13 protein-coding genes and 1 pseudogene are annotated in these 14,008 nt (G+C 69.2%); all 14 read right to left on the bottom strand.

The annotated features are described in order from the left end of the window. Window positions 1–48 precede the first annotated feature (48 nt). The 14 genes and pseudogenes from atpD to prfA all read right to left on the bottom strand — a co-directional run bounded on the left by atpD (window position 49) and on the right by prfA (window position 13,879). Window positions 49–1,494: a F0F1 ATP synthase subunit beta gene (atpD, locus tag BLV72_RS23725; RefSeq protein WP_093464702.1), complete on the bottom strand. Its 1,446-nt coding sequence runs from the start codon at window positions 1,492–1,494 to the stop codon at window positions 49–51. 4 nt (window positions 1,495–1,498) lie between these two features. After that, window positions 1,499–2,413 carry a F0F1 ATP synthase subunit gamma gene (locus tag BLV72_RS23720; RefSeq protein ID WP_093464700.1) on the bottom strand — a complete coding sequence of 305 codons (915 nt, stop codon included), beginning with the start codon at window positions 2,411–2,413 and terminating at the stop codon, window positions 1,499–1,501. Between the two features lie 2 nt (window positions 2,414–2,415). Next, entirely contained in the window at window positions 2,416–3,987 is a 1,572-nt protein-coding gene (gene atpA, locus BLV72_RS23715) for a F0F1 ATP synthase subunit alpha (protein WP_093464699.1), read from the bottom strand. 89 nt (window positions 3,988–4,076) lie between these two features. Then, a complete protein-coding gene (locus BLV72_RS23710) occupies window positions 4,077–4,892 on the bottom strand; it encodes a F0F1 ATP synthase subunit delta (protein ID WP_093464697.1) in 816 nt (271 codons plus the stop codon). Next, window positions 4,889–5,461 carry a F0F1 ATP synthase subunit B gene (locus tag BLV72_RS23705; RefSeq protein ID WP_093464696.1) on the bottom strand — a complete coding sequence of 191 codons (573 nt, stop codon included), beginning with the start codon at window positions 5,459–5,461 and terminating at the stop codon, window positions 4,889–4,891. Before BLV72_RS23705 ends, BLV72_RS23710 begins: the two co-directional genes overlap by 4 nt. 41 nt (window positions 5,462–5,502) lie before the next feature. Continuing rightward, on the bottom strand, window positions 5,503–5,739 hold the full coding sequence (locus BLV72_RS23700; RefSeq protein WP_093464694.1) for an ATP synthase subunit c family protein: 237 nt from the start codon (window positions 5,737–5,739) through the stop codon (window positions 5,503–5,505). Window positions 5,740–5,815: 76 nt separating this feature from the next. After that, window positions 5,816–6,640, bottom strand: a complete 825-nt coding sequence (gene atpB / locus BLV72_RS23695; RefSeq protein ID WP_093470507.1) for a F0F1 ATP synthase subunit A — start codon at window positions 6,638–6,640, stop codon at window positions 5,816–5,818. Window positions 6,641–6,889: 249 nt separating this feature from the next. After that, a pseudogene (locus BLV72_RS23690) lies at window positions 6,890–7,344 on the bottom strand (Cg1360 family ATP-synthase-associated protein). A gap of 292 nt (window positions 7,345–7,636) precedes the next feature. Further along, window positions 7,637–9,058 carry an MraY family glycosyltransferase gene (locus tag BLV72_RS23685; RefSeq protein ID WP_093464693.1) on the bottom strand — a complete coding sequence of 474 codons (1,422 nt, stop codon included), beginning with the start codon at window positions 9,056–9,058 and terminating at the stop codon, window positions 7,637–7,639. Between the two features lie 63 nt (window positions 9,059–9,121). Further along, complete coding sequence (locus BLV72_RS23680) at window positions 9,122–10,411, bottom strand: serine hydroxymethyltransferase (protein ID WP_093464691.1); 1,290 nt, start codon at window positions 10,409–10,411, stop codon at window positions 9,122–9,124. 135 nt (window positions 10,412–10,546) lie between these two features. Continuing rightward, window positions 10,547–11,206 (bottom strand): arsenate reductase/protein-tyrosine-phosphatase family protein, encoded by a 660-nt coding sequence (locus BLV72_RS23675; protein ID WP_059147678.1) that lies wholly within the window; start codon window positions 11,204–11,206, stop codon window positions 10,547–10,549. Beyond that, window positions 11,203–11,850: an L-threonylcarbamoyladenylate synthase gene (locus BLV72_RS23670; RefSeq protein ID WP_093464690.1), complete on the bottom strand. Its 648-nt coding sequence runs from the start codon at window positions 11,848–11,850 to the stop codon at window positions 11,203–11,205. The genes BLV72_RS23675 and BLV72_RS23670 overlap by 4 nt, the downstream gene beginning before the upstream one ends. A 49-nt stretch (window positions 11,851–11,899) precedes the next feature. Beyond that, complete coding sequence (gene prmC / locus BLV72_RS23665; RefSeq protein ID WP_059147679.1) at window positions 11,900–12,745, bottom strand: peptide chain release factor N(5)-glutamine methyltransferase; 846 nt, start codon at window positions 12,743–12,745, stop codon at window positions 11,900–11,902. 54 nt (window positions 12,746–12,799) lie between these two features. Further along, entirely contained in the window at window positions 12,800–13,879 is a 1,080-nt protein-coding gene (prfA, locus tag BLV72_RS23660; RefSeq protein ID WP_093464688.1) for a peptide chain release factor 1, read from the bottom strand. Window positions 13,880–14,008 lie beyond the last annotated feature (129 nt).

The raw sequence follows: 14,008 nt of genomic DNA, 5'->3' as shown, positions 1-14,008 counted from the left end.
ACGGAGAGGGGTGGGACCGGGCCCACCCCTCTCGCGGAGCTACGGGGCTCAGGAGACGCCCAGCTCCTTGGCCTTGGCCTTGAGGTCGTCCAGGCCACCGCACATGAAGAACGCCTGCTCGGGGAAGTGGTCGAACTCACCATCGGCGATCGCGTTGAACGCGGCGATGGACTCGTCCAGCGGCACATCCGATCCGTCGAGGCCGGTGAACTGCTTCGCCGCGTGGGTGTTCTGCGACAGGAAGCGCTCGATACGGCGGGCGCGGAAGACGGTGAGCTTGTCCTCCTCGCCGAGCTCGTCGATGCCCAGAATGTTGATGATGTCCTGGAGGTCCTTGTACTTCTGCAGGATCGACTTCACGCGCGAGGCGCAGTCGTAGTGATCCTGCGAGATGTAGCGCGGGTCCAGGATCCGGGACGTCGAGTCCAGCGGGTCCACCGCCGGGTAGATGCCCTTCTCCGAGATCGGCCGGGAGAGCACCGTGGTCGCGTCGAGGTGCGCGAAGGTGGTCGCCGGGGCCGGGTCGGTCAGGTCGTCCGCAGGGACGTAGATCGCCTGCATCGAGGTGATCGAGTGACCACGGGTCGAGGTGATGCGCTCCTGCAGGATGCCCATCTCGTCGGCCAGGTTCGGCTGGTAGCCCACCGCGGAGGGCATCCGGCCGAGCAGGGTCGAGACCTCGGAACCGGCCTGGGTGAAGCGGAAGATGTTGTCGATGAAGAACAGCACGTCCTGCTTCTGCACATCGCGGAAGTACTCCGCCATGGTCAGACCGGCCAGGGCGACGCGCAGACGGGTGCCCGGGGGCTCGTCCATCTGGCCGAAGACCAGCGCGGTCTGCGGGAGCACGCCGGACTCGGCCATCTCCTCGATCAGGTCGTTGCCCTCACGGGTGCGCTCGCCGACACCGGCGAACACGGAAACGCCCTCGTGCAGCTTGGCCACACGCATGATCATTTCCTGGATGAGCACGGTCTTGCCGACGCCCGCGCCGCCGAACAGGCCGATCTTGCCGCCCTTGACGTACGGGGTCAGCAGGTCGACGACCTTCAGGCCGGTCTCGAACATCTCGGTCTTGGACTCGAGCTGGTCGAAGGCCGGGGCCTTGCGGTGGATGGACCAGCGCTCGGTGACCTCGGACTCGGCCTCGGGCTCGTTGAGGATCTTGCCGAGGGTGTTGAACACCCGGCCCTTGGTGACATCGCCGACCGGCACCGTGATGCCGTCGCCGGTGTCGGTCACCGCGGCCTGGCGGACCAGACCGTCGGTGGGCTCCATGGAGATGGCGCGGACCAGGCCCTCGCCGAGGTGCTGGGCGACCTCGAGGGTCAGGGTCTTCTTCGCCCCCTCCTGGGAGGGGTCGGCGACCTCGACCTGCAGCGCGTTGTAGATCTCCGGCATCGAGTCGACGGGGAACTCCACGTCGACGACCGGGCCGATGACCCGCGCGACGCGGCCGGAGGCCACAGCGGTTGGCTCAACAGTGGTGGTCATAGTGTCAGTCACTCCCCGCAGAGGCGTCGGCCAGGGCACTCGCGCCACCGACGATCTCGCTGATTTCCTGGGTGATGTCGGCCTGGCGGGCCGCGTTGGCAAGTCGCGTGAGCGACTTGATGAGCTCTTCGGCGTTGTCGGTCGCCGACTTCATCGCCCGCCGGGTGGCCGCGTGCTTGGAGGCGGCGGCCTGCAGCAGGGCGTTGTAGATACGCGACTCGACGTACCGCGGCAGCAGGGCGTCGAGGACGTCCTCCGCCGACGGCTCGAAGTCGAACAGCGGAAGGATCTCGCCCTTCGCCTTCTGCTCGTCCGCCTTCTCCTCGAGGCTGAGCGGCAGCAGCCGGTCGGTGACCGGCGTCTGCGTCAGCATCGAGACGAACTCCGTGAACACGATGTGCAGCTCGTCCACGCCGCCGTCGGCCGTGTCCTTGAGGACAGCGTCGATCAGCGGGCCCGCGATCTTCTTGGCGTCCGCGTAGGTCGGGTTGTCGGTGAAGCCGGTCCACGACTCCGTGACCTTGCGCTCACGGAAGCCGTAGTAGGCGACGCCCTTACGGCCGACGATGTAGGCGTCGACCTCCTTGCCCTCGCCGGTGAGCCGCTCGGTGAGCTGCTCGGCCGCCTTGATGACGTTGGACGAGTAGCCGCCGGCCAGACCACGGTCGCTCGTGATGAGCAGCAGCGCGGCCCGCGTCGGGTTCGTCGCCTCGGTGGTGAGCGGGTGCTGGGTGGTGGAACCGGTGGCAACCGCACCCACCGCCCGGGTGAGCTCACTGGCGTACGGACTCGACGCGGCCACCCGGCGCTGCGCCTTGACGACGCGCGAGGCGGCGATCATCTCCATCGCCTTGGTGATCTTCTTGGTCGCAGAGATGGACTTGATCCGCCTCTTGTAGACCCGGAGCTGGGCACCCATGCTCAGCCCTCGCCCAGCAGCTTGCCGTCCGAGGTCTCGAACTGCCGCTTGAAGCCGTCGACCGCCTCGCCGAGCGCCGCGATCGTGTCGTCGGACATCTTGCCGCCCTCGACGATGCTGGTCAGCAGCGACTTGTGCTCACGGTGGAGGTAGTCCAGCAGCTCGCGCTCGAAGCGGCGGATGTCCTCGACCGGGACGTCGTCCATCTTGCCCGTGGTGCCGGCCCAGATGGAGACGATCTCGTCCTCGGTGGAGAACGGGGCGTACTGCGACTGCTTCAGCAGCTCGACCATGCGCGCACCGCGCTCCAGCGACGCCTTGGAGGCCGCGTCCAGGTCGGAGCCGAAGGCGGCGAACGCCTCGAGCTCGCGGTACTGGGCGAGGTCCACGCGGAGCCGGCCGGAGACCTGCCGCATGGCCCGGTGCTGGGCGGAGCCACCGACACGGGAGACCGAGATACCGACGTTCAGCGCCGGGCGCTGACCGGCGTTGAACAGGTCCGACTCCAGGAAGCACTGGCCGTCGGTGATGGAGATGACGTTGGTCGGAATGAAGGCCGACACGTCATTCGCCTTGGTCTCGACGATCGGCAGACCGGTCATCGAACCGGAGCCCATCTCGTCGGAGAGCTTGGCGCAGCGCTCCAGCAGCCGGGAGTGCAGGTAGAAGACGTCACCCGGGTAGGCCTCACGGCCCGGCGGGCGGCGCAGCAGCAGGGACACGGCGCGGTAGGCGTCGGCCTGCTTGGACAGGTCGTCGAAGACGATCAGGACGTGCTTGCCCTGGTACATCCAGTGCTGGCCGATGGCCGAGCCCGTGTAGGGGGCGAGGTACTTGAAGCCCGCCGGGTCGGACGCCGGGGCGGCGACGATGGTGGTGTACTCCAGGGCACCGGCCTCCTCCAGCGCTCCGCGCACGGAAGCGATGGTGGAGCCCTTCTGGCCGATGGCGACGTAGATGCAGCGGACCTGCTTCTTGGGGTCGCCGGAGCGCCAGTTGTCGCGCTGGTTGATGATCGTGTCGACGCACAGCGCGGTCTTGCCGGTCTGCCGGTCGCCGATGATCAGCTGGCGCTGGCCGCGGCCGATCGGGGTCATGGCGTCGACGGCCTTGTAGCCCGTCTCCATCGGCTCGTGCACCGACTTACGGTCCATGACCGTGGGGGCCTGCAGCTCAAGGGCGCGGCGGCCCTCGGTCTCGATCTCGCCGAGGCCGTCGATCGGGGCACCCAGCGGGTCGACCACGCGGCCGAGGTAGCCCTCGCCGACGGCGACCGAGAGAACCTCGCCGGTGCGGTGCACCTGCTGGCCCTCCTCGATGCCGCTGAACTCTCCGAGGACGACCGCGCCGATCTCGCGCTCCTCGAGGTTGAGGGCGAGGCCGAGGGTGCCGTCCTCGAACTTCAGCAGTTCGTTCGCCATGGCCGAGGGAAGACCCTCGACCCTCGCGATGCCGTCGCCGGCAACGCTGACCGTCCCGACCTCCTCGCGCGAGGCCGCGTCCGGCTGGTACGCCTGGACAAAGTTCTCCAGCGCGTCCCGGATCTCCTCCGGCCGGATCGTGAGCTCCGCCATCTGGGTTCCCTGCTCTCCTTGTTGGGCCCGAAGTGTCTGACCACGGCCCAACTCGGGCCGCTTACATGCTTGTTGAGTTGGTGGCTGTGTCAGCCGGCCATCCGGCGGGTCGCCTCGTCGAGGCGGTCCGCGATGGTCCCGTTGATGATCTCGTCGCCGATGCGCACCGAGATCCCGCCGAGGACCTCCGGGTCCACGTCGAGGTTGAGGTGCATCTTCCGTCCGTACAGCTTCCCCAGTGCCTCGCCGAGCCGCTGCTTCTGCCGGTCGCTGAGCGGCACCGCGGAGGTGACGACCGCGACCGTACGGTCCCGGCGCGCCGCCGCCAGCTTGGACAGCTCGTCGAGACCTGCCTCCAGGCTACGACCCCGCGGGTGGGTCACCAGACGGATCACCAGCCGCTCGGTCACCCGGTCGGCCCGGCCGCCGAGCAGCTCGCGGACCAGCCCGGCCTTGGCCGAGACGCTCGCGCGCCGGTCGGTGAGCGCGCCCCGGAGCTCGGACGAGGAGGAGACGATCCGGCCGAACCGGAACAGCTCGTCCTCGACGTTGTCGAGGGCACCCGTCCGCTCGGCCGCCACCAGGTCGGCGGCGCTGGCCAGCTGCTCCAGCGCGTCCACCAGGTCACGCGAGCGCGACCAGCGGGAACGGACCAGGCCGGAGATCAGGTCGATGGACTCGCCGCCGACCTGTCCGCCCAGCACCCGCGCGGCCAGCTCGGCCTTGGCCTCGCCGGGCTGCGCCGGGTCGGTGAGGACCCGGCGCAGCGAGACCTCGCGGTCGAGCAGCGCGGTGACGGCGGCCAGCTCCTCGGCGAGCTTCGACGCGTCGACGGAGGTGTTGTCCGTCAGGGCGTCGAAGCGCTCGCGCGCGGCTGCCAGTGCCTCCCGGCTCGCTCCGTTCATCGGCCGGCCTCGGCCTTCGAGCCGTCGTTCGTCCTGGAAGCCTTGTCATCGAGTTCGTCGAGGAACCGGTCGATGGTGCGGCTCTGCCGGGCCACATCCTCGAGCGACTCGCCGACGATCCGGCCGGCCAGGTCGGTGGCGAGCCTGCCCACGTCCTGGCGCAGGGTCTGAGCGGCCTGCTTCCGATCGGCCTCGATCTGGGCGTGACCGGCGGCGATGATCTCCTCACGCTGCCGCTGGCCCTCCGCGCGCATCTCGGCGATGAGCGCGGCGCCCTGCTCCTGCGCCTCCTGGCGCAGTCGCGCGGCCTCGTGACGGGCGTCGGCGAGCTGGGCTCGGTAGTCCTCGAGGACCTGCTGGGCTTCGGCCTGAGTGGCCTCGGCCTTCTCCATACCGCCTTCGATCGCCTCACGGCGCTCGTCCAGAACCCGGTTGATGTTCGGGAGGAGCTTCTTGGCGAGGAAGAAGAAGACGATGGCAAAGGCGATCAGGCCGATGACCAGCTCCGGGATCGGCGGGACGAGAGGGTTCTCACTCTCCTCGGCCGCCACCTGTACCAGGGCGTTCACATCAGTGCCTTCCGTCGAAAAGGGCAATCAGTAAGTGGAGATCACTTACCGAACACGAACGGCATGACGATGCCGATCAGGGCCAGCGCCTCACAGAAGGCGAAGCCGAGAATCTGGTTGGCACGGATCAGGCCGGCGGCCTCGGGCTGACGGGCCAGGGCCTGGGTGCCGTTACCGAAGATGATGCCGACGCCGACGCCGGGGCCGATGGCCGCGAGGCCATAACCGATGGAGCCGAGGGAGCCGGAAACACCTGCGGCGAGGTCCACAGCGGACATGCTGTTTCTTCCTTCTCTTTCGCGGACCGGTGGGGGTTGGCCACCGGACGTCTCTTGGACGAGGGGAGCGGGACGCTCAGTGGTGCTCGGCGAGCGCGCCCTGGATGTAGGTGCAGGCCAGAAGCACGAAGACGTACGCCTGAACGGCCTGGATGAACAGCTCGAAGGCGGTCATGACGATGGTCATCACGAACGAGACACCGGCGTAGGCGATGCCGATGCCGTTCAGCAGGTACCAGCTCGCGACGGTGAACATCACGATCAGCAGGTGGCCCGCGAACATGTTGGCGAAGAGCCGGACCGCGTGGGTGAACGGCCGCACCAGCACGTTCGAGAAGAACTCGATCGTCATGGCGAGCGGCAGCACCGCTCCCAGCGACTTGTCATAGCCGGTGATGTTCTTGAAGCCGCCGACGAAGCCGTGCTTCCGGAACGTCAGGCTCATCCACAGGATGTAGACGATCGCGGCGAGCCCGGCCGGGTAGGCGATGATCGACGTCACCGGGAACTGGGCGACCGGAATGACCGACCAGAGGTTCATGATCCAGACGAAGAAGAAGATCGAGACCATGAGAGGGACATACTTCTCGCCCTCCTTCTTGCCGAGCGCCTCGTAGACGATCCCTCGGCGTACGAAGTCGTAGCCCGCCTCACCGACCATCTGCAGCTTGCCCGGGACCACCTTGGCCCGGCCGAAGGCCGCCCAGAAGAACCAGACGATGGCGATGGAACCGAGCAGGGCGAGCAGCATCGGCTTGTTGAAGTCGATGCCGCCGACCGTGAAGAGCGGCTCGAACTTGAACGAATGTTGTCCGGGTGCCGGGAAGCCGCACCCATCGAAGATGTGGCAGTTCGTCTCGAAGGCGAGCGTCTGGTCAGAACTCACCGCGAGCTCCTTCAGCGTGGCGCATGGGTACGGCAACCTCGTTGTGTCGGCGCGGCGCACGGCCACGGAGCGGCACTGGACTGGTCATACGGATGTCGAAGCGAATGGTCGGCACATGGCCGAGTGGTGTGTCGGGCATCAGCTGCATGGGCCGCCGATTCCGTCCCGTGGAATCCGGGGGTTCAGCTACCTGCGCCTGCTGTGCCTCAGATGGCACCGGACGATAGCAGGTGAGCGCACATGCTCTTATCCCGGCCCTACTTCTCACGATGGAGACCCGGCGGGAGCGGACTTCTTCGCCCCCTCGGGCTTACGTTCGTCCTCGGATTCGGGCTCCACGTAGAGGATCTTGGCCTTCATATGCGCGCGGGTCTGGGCGCCGATCCATACCAGGGTCGCGGCGAGCAACGCGAAGGCGAACGCTTTGGTGCTGAACAGCGTGGTGTTCTTGAACACCCGAGGATGACCGCCACCAGCAGGAACTGGGTCATGTAGAGCACCAGGCCCATTGCCTGGAAGAGGTGCGGGAGGTACTTCGCGGTGCGCTGCAGCACGATCAGGCCCATCGCCATGACCGCGCCGGCGACCACCGCTCCGAAACCCGCACCGATCGCGCCCTTGCCTCCGGCGAGCACAGAACCGACAGCGGCGGCGACCACCCCGACAACGGCGGTGGGCACGGCGCAACTCAGGAGCGTTCTGGCGTCGTTGGACTGCATGAAGGGTTTCTCCGGCAAGTGTCGGAAGCAACGATTCGTCGTGGACGAGCGTATCCCCGGGGACAGAGGAGACCTCACGACGAAGAGCCGTCGCCCTACGGCCCCTCGGGTCTAAGCACCGGGTTTAGTGAACGGTATCACAAACTATTTGATGAGGTCTTTACCCTTCTGATGTGCTGCACGTCACACGGGAGAGTTATCGGCTGGGTACCGTGCTGACGCCGTCCTGTGATCTTCGGCGCTCTCTCCGGACCGTTCCCGCCGGCACTTTCTGGGGGAATTACCAGCGCGGTTACTGGGGTGAGCCGATCCTGCGGCGGTGGGTGAAGCGGGACCGGTCGCCGATCGCGGTGGCGCCGTTCACACCGCCGTTCGCCCCGCCGCTCGCGCTGCCGTTCACACCGCCGTTCACCCCGGAGCCCACCGGCTCGGGCGCGGCCATCTCCGGATCCGACGGTGCCAACCCGGCACCGGCCACGGCCGCCACCGGCTCCGCGGGCACCTCGGCGCCCTGCTCGGCCCGCGCGATCCGGTTGGCACGGCGGTAGCGCGGCGGAACGAATGCCTCGGCCCAGCGCGGAACCCGCGGGGTGAACCGAGGCAGCAGCAACAGCACCAGCCCGACCCCGCTCAGCGCGACGATCGCGAGGACGAACCACACACCGGCCGAGTTCACCGAGTACGCCACGGCGCCGAAGGCGATCAGCGCCGACCAGAAGTACATGATCAGGACGGCCCGGCTGTGCGAGTGGCCGATCTCCAGCAGCCGGTGGTGCAGATGGCCGCGGTCCGCGGCGAACGGCGACTGGCCCCGCCAGGTGCGCCGGACGATGGCCAGCACCAGGTCGGCGAAGGGCACCGCGATGACGGTCAGCGGCAGCAGCAGCGGGATGTAGACCGGGACGGTGGCGTGCACCGCGGCCTGCTCGGACCCCTCGAACAGCTTCATCGCGTCCGGGTCGACCTGGCCGGTGATGGAGATCGCGCCCGCCGCCAGCACCAGCCCGATCAGCATCGAGCCCGAGTCGCCCATGAAGATCCGCGCGGGGTGCGCGTTGTGCGGCAGGAAGCCCAGGCACATCCCCATGAGGACGGCGGCGAACAGGGTGGCGGGCGCGGCCGCCTCCAGGCCGTAGCCGTACCAGATGCGGTAGGCGTACATGAAGAACGCGGCGGCGGCGATGCACACCATTCCCGACGCCAAACCATCAAGCCCGTCAACGAAGTTGACCGCGTTGATGGTGATGACGACCAGGGCGACGGTCAGCAGCGTGCCCTGCCAGGGCGTCAGCGACACCGGCCCCACACCGGGCACCGGAAGCCACAGGATGGTCAGACCCTGGAGCACCATCACACCGGCGGCGATCATCTGGCCGCCGAGCTTGATCAGCGCGTCCACGCCCCACTTGTCGTCCAGCACGCCCAGCAGCCAGATCAGCCCGGCACCGGACAGCAGCGCCCGTGGCTCGTTGGAGACCTCGAAGACGTCCTTGAGGTTGGTCAGATGGGCGGCGACCAGCAGCCCCGCGCACAGCCCGCCGAACATGGCGATGCCACCGAGCCGCGGAGTGGGCTCGCGATGCACATCACGGGCGCGGATCTCCGGCATCGCACCGGCCGCGATGGCGAATTTCCGCACCGGCCCGGTCAGCAGATAGGTGACCGCGGCCGTGATGCACAGAGTCAGCAGGTATTCACGCACAGGCTGCCCCAGAGGTATCGCTGGCCATCACAGCCTCACACCTTATGCGTGTCGGACGCCTCGCGGTGAACGTACTTACAGACGTCCTACACCTTCGGATGGTTGCATGATTCGGACCTCGTCCGGATAGGGCGGAAATCTCCCGGCCAGTTCCGCCACCTTTTCCCGTACCACGCCCTCGTCCCGCAACACGGTTCCCATCAGGGCCGCTATCCGCTCCATTTCCGGCGCTCCCATTCCCTGGGTGGTCACCGCGGCGGTGCCCAGCCGGATCCCCTTGACGCATCCCCGGGGCTCGGTGGCGGACGCCAGCGCGCAGGTGTCCAGGACGATCCCGGCGGCCGCGCAGCGGGCCTTCGCGGTCCGTCCGTCCAGGCCCAGCGGGGCCGTGTCGGCGGTGATCATATGGGTGTCGGTGCCGCCCGTGGCGATCGCCAGACCCTCCGCGACCAGGGCGTCCGCGAGCACCCGGGCATTGGCCACCACCCGCCGCGCATAGGCGGTGAAGGCGGGCGCCGCGGCCTCGCCGAACGCCACCGCCTTGGCCGCGACGGTGTGCATCTGGGCGCCGCCCTGGGTGAACGGGAACACCGCCCGGTCGACCCGCTCGGCGAGCTCCGCACCGCACAGCAGCATTCCGCCGCGCGGCCCGCGCAGCACCTTGTGTGTCGTTGCGCACACCACATCCGCGTACGGCACCGGGGACGGCGCCGCCTTTCCCGCGACCAGACCGATCGCATGGGCGGCGTCGGCGATGAGATACGCGCCCACCTCGTCGGCGACGGCACGGAAGGCGGCGTAGTCCAGATGGCGCGGATAGGAGATGGAACCGCAGACGATCGCCTTCGGCCGGTGGGCGTGGGCGAGCGCGCGGAGCTGCTCGTAGTCGATCAGGCCGGTCGCCGGATCGACGCCGTAGCCGATGAAGTCGAACCAGCGGCCGGAGAAATTGGCGGGTGAGCCATGGGTGAGATGGCCGCCGTGCGGCAGCGCCATCGCCAGCACCGTGTCCCCGGGCCGCAGCAGCGCGGCGTAGGCGGCCAGCACCGCCGAGGATCCCGAATGCGGCTGCACATTGGCGTGCTCGGCGCCGAACAGGGCCTTCGCCCGGTCCTGGGCGACCCGTTCGGCGATGTCCACGATCTCGCAGCCGCCGTGGTGGCGGGCGCCGGGATAGCCCTCGGCGTACTTGTTGGCCAGTGGTGAGGCGAGCGCCGCCAGCACGGCCGGCGAGGTGAAGTTCTCGGCCGCGATCAGCTGGAGGCCGCAGGAGACGCGGTCGATCTCGCTCAGGATGATCCCCGCCAGCTCCGGGTCCTGGCGGGCGAGCGCTCCGAAATCGGGGCCCCGGGGAGTGACGGCCATGGCGTGCTCACAGCCTTGGGAGGGGACGGCGGGTCGTCGAAGGTGGTCACCCCCAATGTAGGCCCCGCGAGCCCTCGTGGCGCGCCGTGAGCCCCGGAAAACCCCCGCCCGCGCGCCATCGGCCCCGCCGGGGGGCTACGCGGGGGCGGGGACCCCCGTCAGGGCCGTGACGACCGGGTCCAGGGCCTGGTTGATCTCGTCCCCGATGGAGCGGAAGAAGGTGATCGGCGCCCCGTACGGATCGTGCACCTCGTCCGCGTCCTCGGTGGGCGCCAGCAGCCAGCCGCGCAGCGCGGCCGCCGCCTGCACCAGGGCGCGGGCGCGCTCCACCACACCGCCCGCCTCCTCCGGATCGGGCAGCGTCGCGGGGTCTATGGCCCGCACCAGCCGGGTGAACTCCTTGAGCGTGAAGGTGCGCAAGCCCGCCGAATGCCCCATCGAGATGACCTGCGCCCGGTGGTCGCGGGTGGCGGTCAGGACCAGGTCGGCGCGGATGACGTGCTCGTCCAGCAGCTCACGGCCGAGGAAGCCCGCCGGGTCGGCGCCGAAGTCGGTCAGGACCGTCGCGGCGTGCGCCTCCATGGGCGCGCCCTCATGGCCCCAGGTGCCGGCGCTCTCCACGATCAGACCGCGGGTGCGGACGGTGCCGAGGCGGTGCGTGAGGGCATGCCGGGTCAGCCGCTCGGTGATCGGTGAGCGGCACACATTGCCGGTGCTGACGTGGAGGATGCGGAAGGTGGCCTCGGGCTTCTTCTCACGGTGTTCCGCTATGCCACGCCCCTCAGGGGCTGTCAATTCGCCACCTCGAGGTCGGGTACGACCTCGCGGAGCTGCTCGGCGGAGAGCGCGCCCGCCCGGAGCAGCACCGGCACCTTGCCGGTGACGTCGACGATCGAGGAGGGCACGGCGGCCGGGGTCGGCCCGCCGTCGAGGTACACCGAGACGGAGTCCCCCAGCATGTCCTGCGCGGCGTCGCAGTCCTGCGGAGAGGGGTGTCCGGTCAGATTGGCGCTGGAGACCGCCATCGGGCCGAAGTCCGTCAGCAGCTCGATCGCGACCGGGTGCAGCGGCATCCGCACCGCGACGGTGCCCCGGGTCTCCCCCAGGTCCCAGGTGAGCGAGGGCTGGTGCCGGGCGACGAGGGTGAGCGCACCGGGCCAGAAGGCGTCGACCAGCTCCCAGGCCATCTCGGAGAAGTCCGTGACCAGGCCGTGCAGGGTGTTCGGGGAACCGACCAGCACCGGGGTGGGCATATTGCGGCCGCGGCCCTTGGCCTCGAGCAGATCGCCGACCGCCTCGGCGTTGAAGGCGTCCGCGCCGATCCCGTAGACGGTGTCGGTGGGCAGCACGACCAGTTCGCCGCGGCGGACGGCGGAGGCGGCCTCGCGCAGGCCGGTCTTGCGGTCGGTCGCGTCCCCGCAGTCGTATCGCCGTGCCATCTTTAACGGACCTCCTCGTACGTGGCCAATGTGTGGTGCGGTGCCGCCGTCACGGCATGGCCTTCCGCGCGGTGGCGAACCGGGGCCGGTTGTTCAGGTCGGGGTGGTCGGCGGCGTCCGCCCAGCCACGCTCCTCCGTGAAGATCCACGGCACCTGGCCGCCCTGGGTGTCTGCGTGCTCGATGACCACCACGCCCCCGGGGCGCAGCAGCCGGTGGGCGGTGCGCTCCAGGCCACGGATCACATCGAGGCCGTCCTCTCCGGAGAAGAGCGCGAGCTGGGGGTCGTGGTCGCGGGCCTCCGGCGCCACGTACTCCCACTCGGTCAGCGGGATGTACGGCGGGTTGCTGATGACGAGGTCCACCTGTCCGTCGAGCTCGGGCAGGGCCGTCAACGCGTCCGCGTGATGGAGAACGACGCGGGACCCCTCGACGTTCTTGCGGGCCCAGCGCAGGGCGCCCTCGTCCAGCTCCACGGCGTGCACCCGGGAGCGCGGCACCTCCTGGGCGAGCGCCAGGGCGATGGCCCCGGAACCGGCGCACAGATCGACGATGAGCGGTTCGACCACGTCCATCGCCCGGACCGCGTCTATCGCCCAGCCGACCACCGACTCGGTCTCCGGCCGGGGCACGAAGACCCCGGGGCCCACCTGGAGTTCCAGGTAGCGGAAGAAGGCGCGGCCGGTGATGTGCTGAAGGGGCTCGCGGGCCTCGCGACGGGCGACCGCCTCCCAGTAGCGGGCGTCGAAGTCGGCGTCGGGCACGCCGTGCAGCTCTCCCCGCTTGACGCTGTGCACAAAGGCGGCGAGCTCCTCCGCGTCGAAGCGCGGTGAGGGCACGCCCGCGTCGGCCAGCCGCTGAGTGGCCTGCGCCACCTCGGCGAGCAGCACGTTCACTGAATTCCTCCAGCCGGTCCGGACAAGAGCACGAAGCCTACGACGGTGGGTGGCTCAGCCCGCGGCCGCCAGCTTGGCGGCCGCGTCGGCGTCGACGCACGCCTGGATGACCGGTTCGAGTTCACCGTCGAGCACCTGGTCCAAGTTGTACGCCTTGAAACCGACTCGATGGTCCGAGATCCGGTTTTCCGGGAAGTTGTACGTACGGATGCGCTCGGACCGGTCGACGGTGCGGACCTGGCTGCGGCGGGCGTCCGACGCCTCCCGCTCGGCCTCCTCCTGGGCCGCGGCCAGCAGCCGCGAGCGCAGGATGCGCAGCGCCTGCTCCTTGTTCTGGAGCTGGCTCTTCTCGTTCTGGCAGGAGACGACGATGCCGGTGGGCAGGTGGGTGATGCGCACCGCGGAGTCGGTGGTGTTGACCGACTGGCCGCCGGGGCCGGAGGAGCGGTAGACGTCGATCCGCAGGTCGTTGGGGCCGATCTCGACCTCGACCTCCTCGGCCTCGGGCGTGACCAGCACACCGGCCGCGGAGGTGTGGATCCGGCCCTGGGACTCGGTGGCGGGCACCCGCTGCACCCGGTGCACCCCGCCCTCGTACTTCAGCCGGGCCCAGACGCCCTGGCCGGGCTCGGTGGCGCCGTTCCCGCCCTTGGTCTTCACCGCGACCTGGACGTCCTTGTAGCCGCCGAGGTCGGACTCGTTGGCGTCGAGGATCTCGGTCTTCCAGCCGACGCGCTCGGCGTACCGCAGATACATCCGCAGCAGGTCGCCGGCGAACAGCGCGGACTCCTCGCCGCCCTCTCCGGCCTTGACCTCCAGGATGACGTCCTTGTCGTCGCTCGGGTCGCGGGGGACGAGCAGCAGCCGCAGCCGGTCCGTCAGCTCCTCGCGGGACAGCTCCAGCTCCTTGGCCTCGTCCACGAAGTCGGGGTCGTCCTGGGCCAGCTCCCGGGCGGTCTCGATGTCCTCCCCGGCCTGCTTCCAGGCGCGGTAGGCGGCGATCACCGGGGTCAGCTCGGCGTAGCGCTTGTTGAGCCGACGCGCCTCCCGCTGGTCTGCGTGGACCGCGGGGTCGGCGAGCCGCTTTTCGAGGTCGGCGTGTTCGCCGATCAGTTCCTCGACCGCCTCGAACATCGGGGGGCTCCCTGGGTGGTCTGCGTGGGGGTGGTGCGGAGAAGAGGTGCCGGAAGGGCCGGTGACGACAAAACGCCGGTCCGGTCGCCCCAGGGAAGGGGCGACCGAAGACCGGCGCCGTGCGGGTCG

It is taken from the genome of Streptomyces melanosporofaciens, assembly GCF_900105695.1.
Taxonomy (GTDB): Bacteria; Actinomycetota; Actinomycetes; order Streptomycetales; family Streptomycetaceae; genus Streptomyces; species Streptomyces antimycoticus.
The sequence above is the reverse complement of the archived record's forward strand: the minus strand, read 5'-3'. Positions and strand labels throughout refer to the sequence as shown.

Coding starts and splice junctions, on each gene's coding strand:
- BLV72_RS23720 (WP_093464700.1), bottom strand. CDS start 2,413: ATGGGTGCCCAGCTCCGGGTCTACAAGAGGCGGATCAAGTCCATCTCT.
- atpD (WP_093464702.1), bottom strand. CDS start 1,494: ATGACCACCACTGTTGAGCCAACCGCTGTGGCCTCCGGCCGCGTCGCG.
- BLV72_RS23700 (WP_093464694.1), bottom strand. CDS start 5,739: ATGTCCGCTGTGGACCTCGCCGCAGGTGTTTCCGGCTCCCTCGGCTCC.
- BLV72_RS23670 (WP_093464690.1), bottom strand. CDS start 11,850: ATGGCACGGCGATACGACTGCGGGGACGCGACCGACCGCAAGACCGGC.
- BLV72_RS23710 (WP_093464697.1), bottom strand. CDS start 4,892: ATGAACGGAGCGAGCCGGGAGGCACTGGCAGCCGCGCGCGAGCGCTTC.
- atpA (WP_093464699.1), bottom strand. CDS start 3,987: ATGGCGGAGCTCACGATCCGGCCGGAGGAGATCCGGGACGCGCTGGAG.
- BLV72_RS23680 (WP_093464691.1), bottom strand. CDS start 10,411: ATGGCCGTCACTCCCCGGGGCCCCGATTTCGGAGCGCTCGCCCGCCAG.
- prfA (WP_093464688.1), bottom strand. CDS start 13,879: ATGTTCGAGGCGGTCGAGGAACTGATCGGCGAACACGCCGACCTCGAA.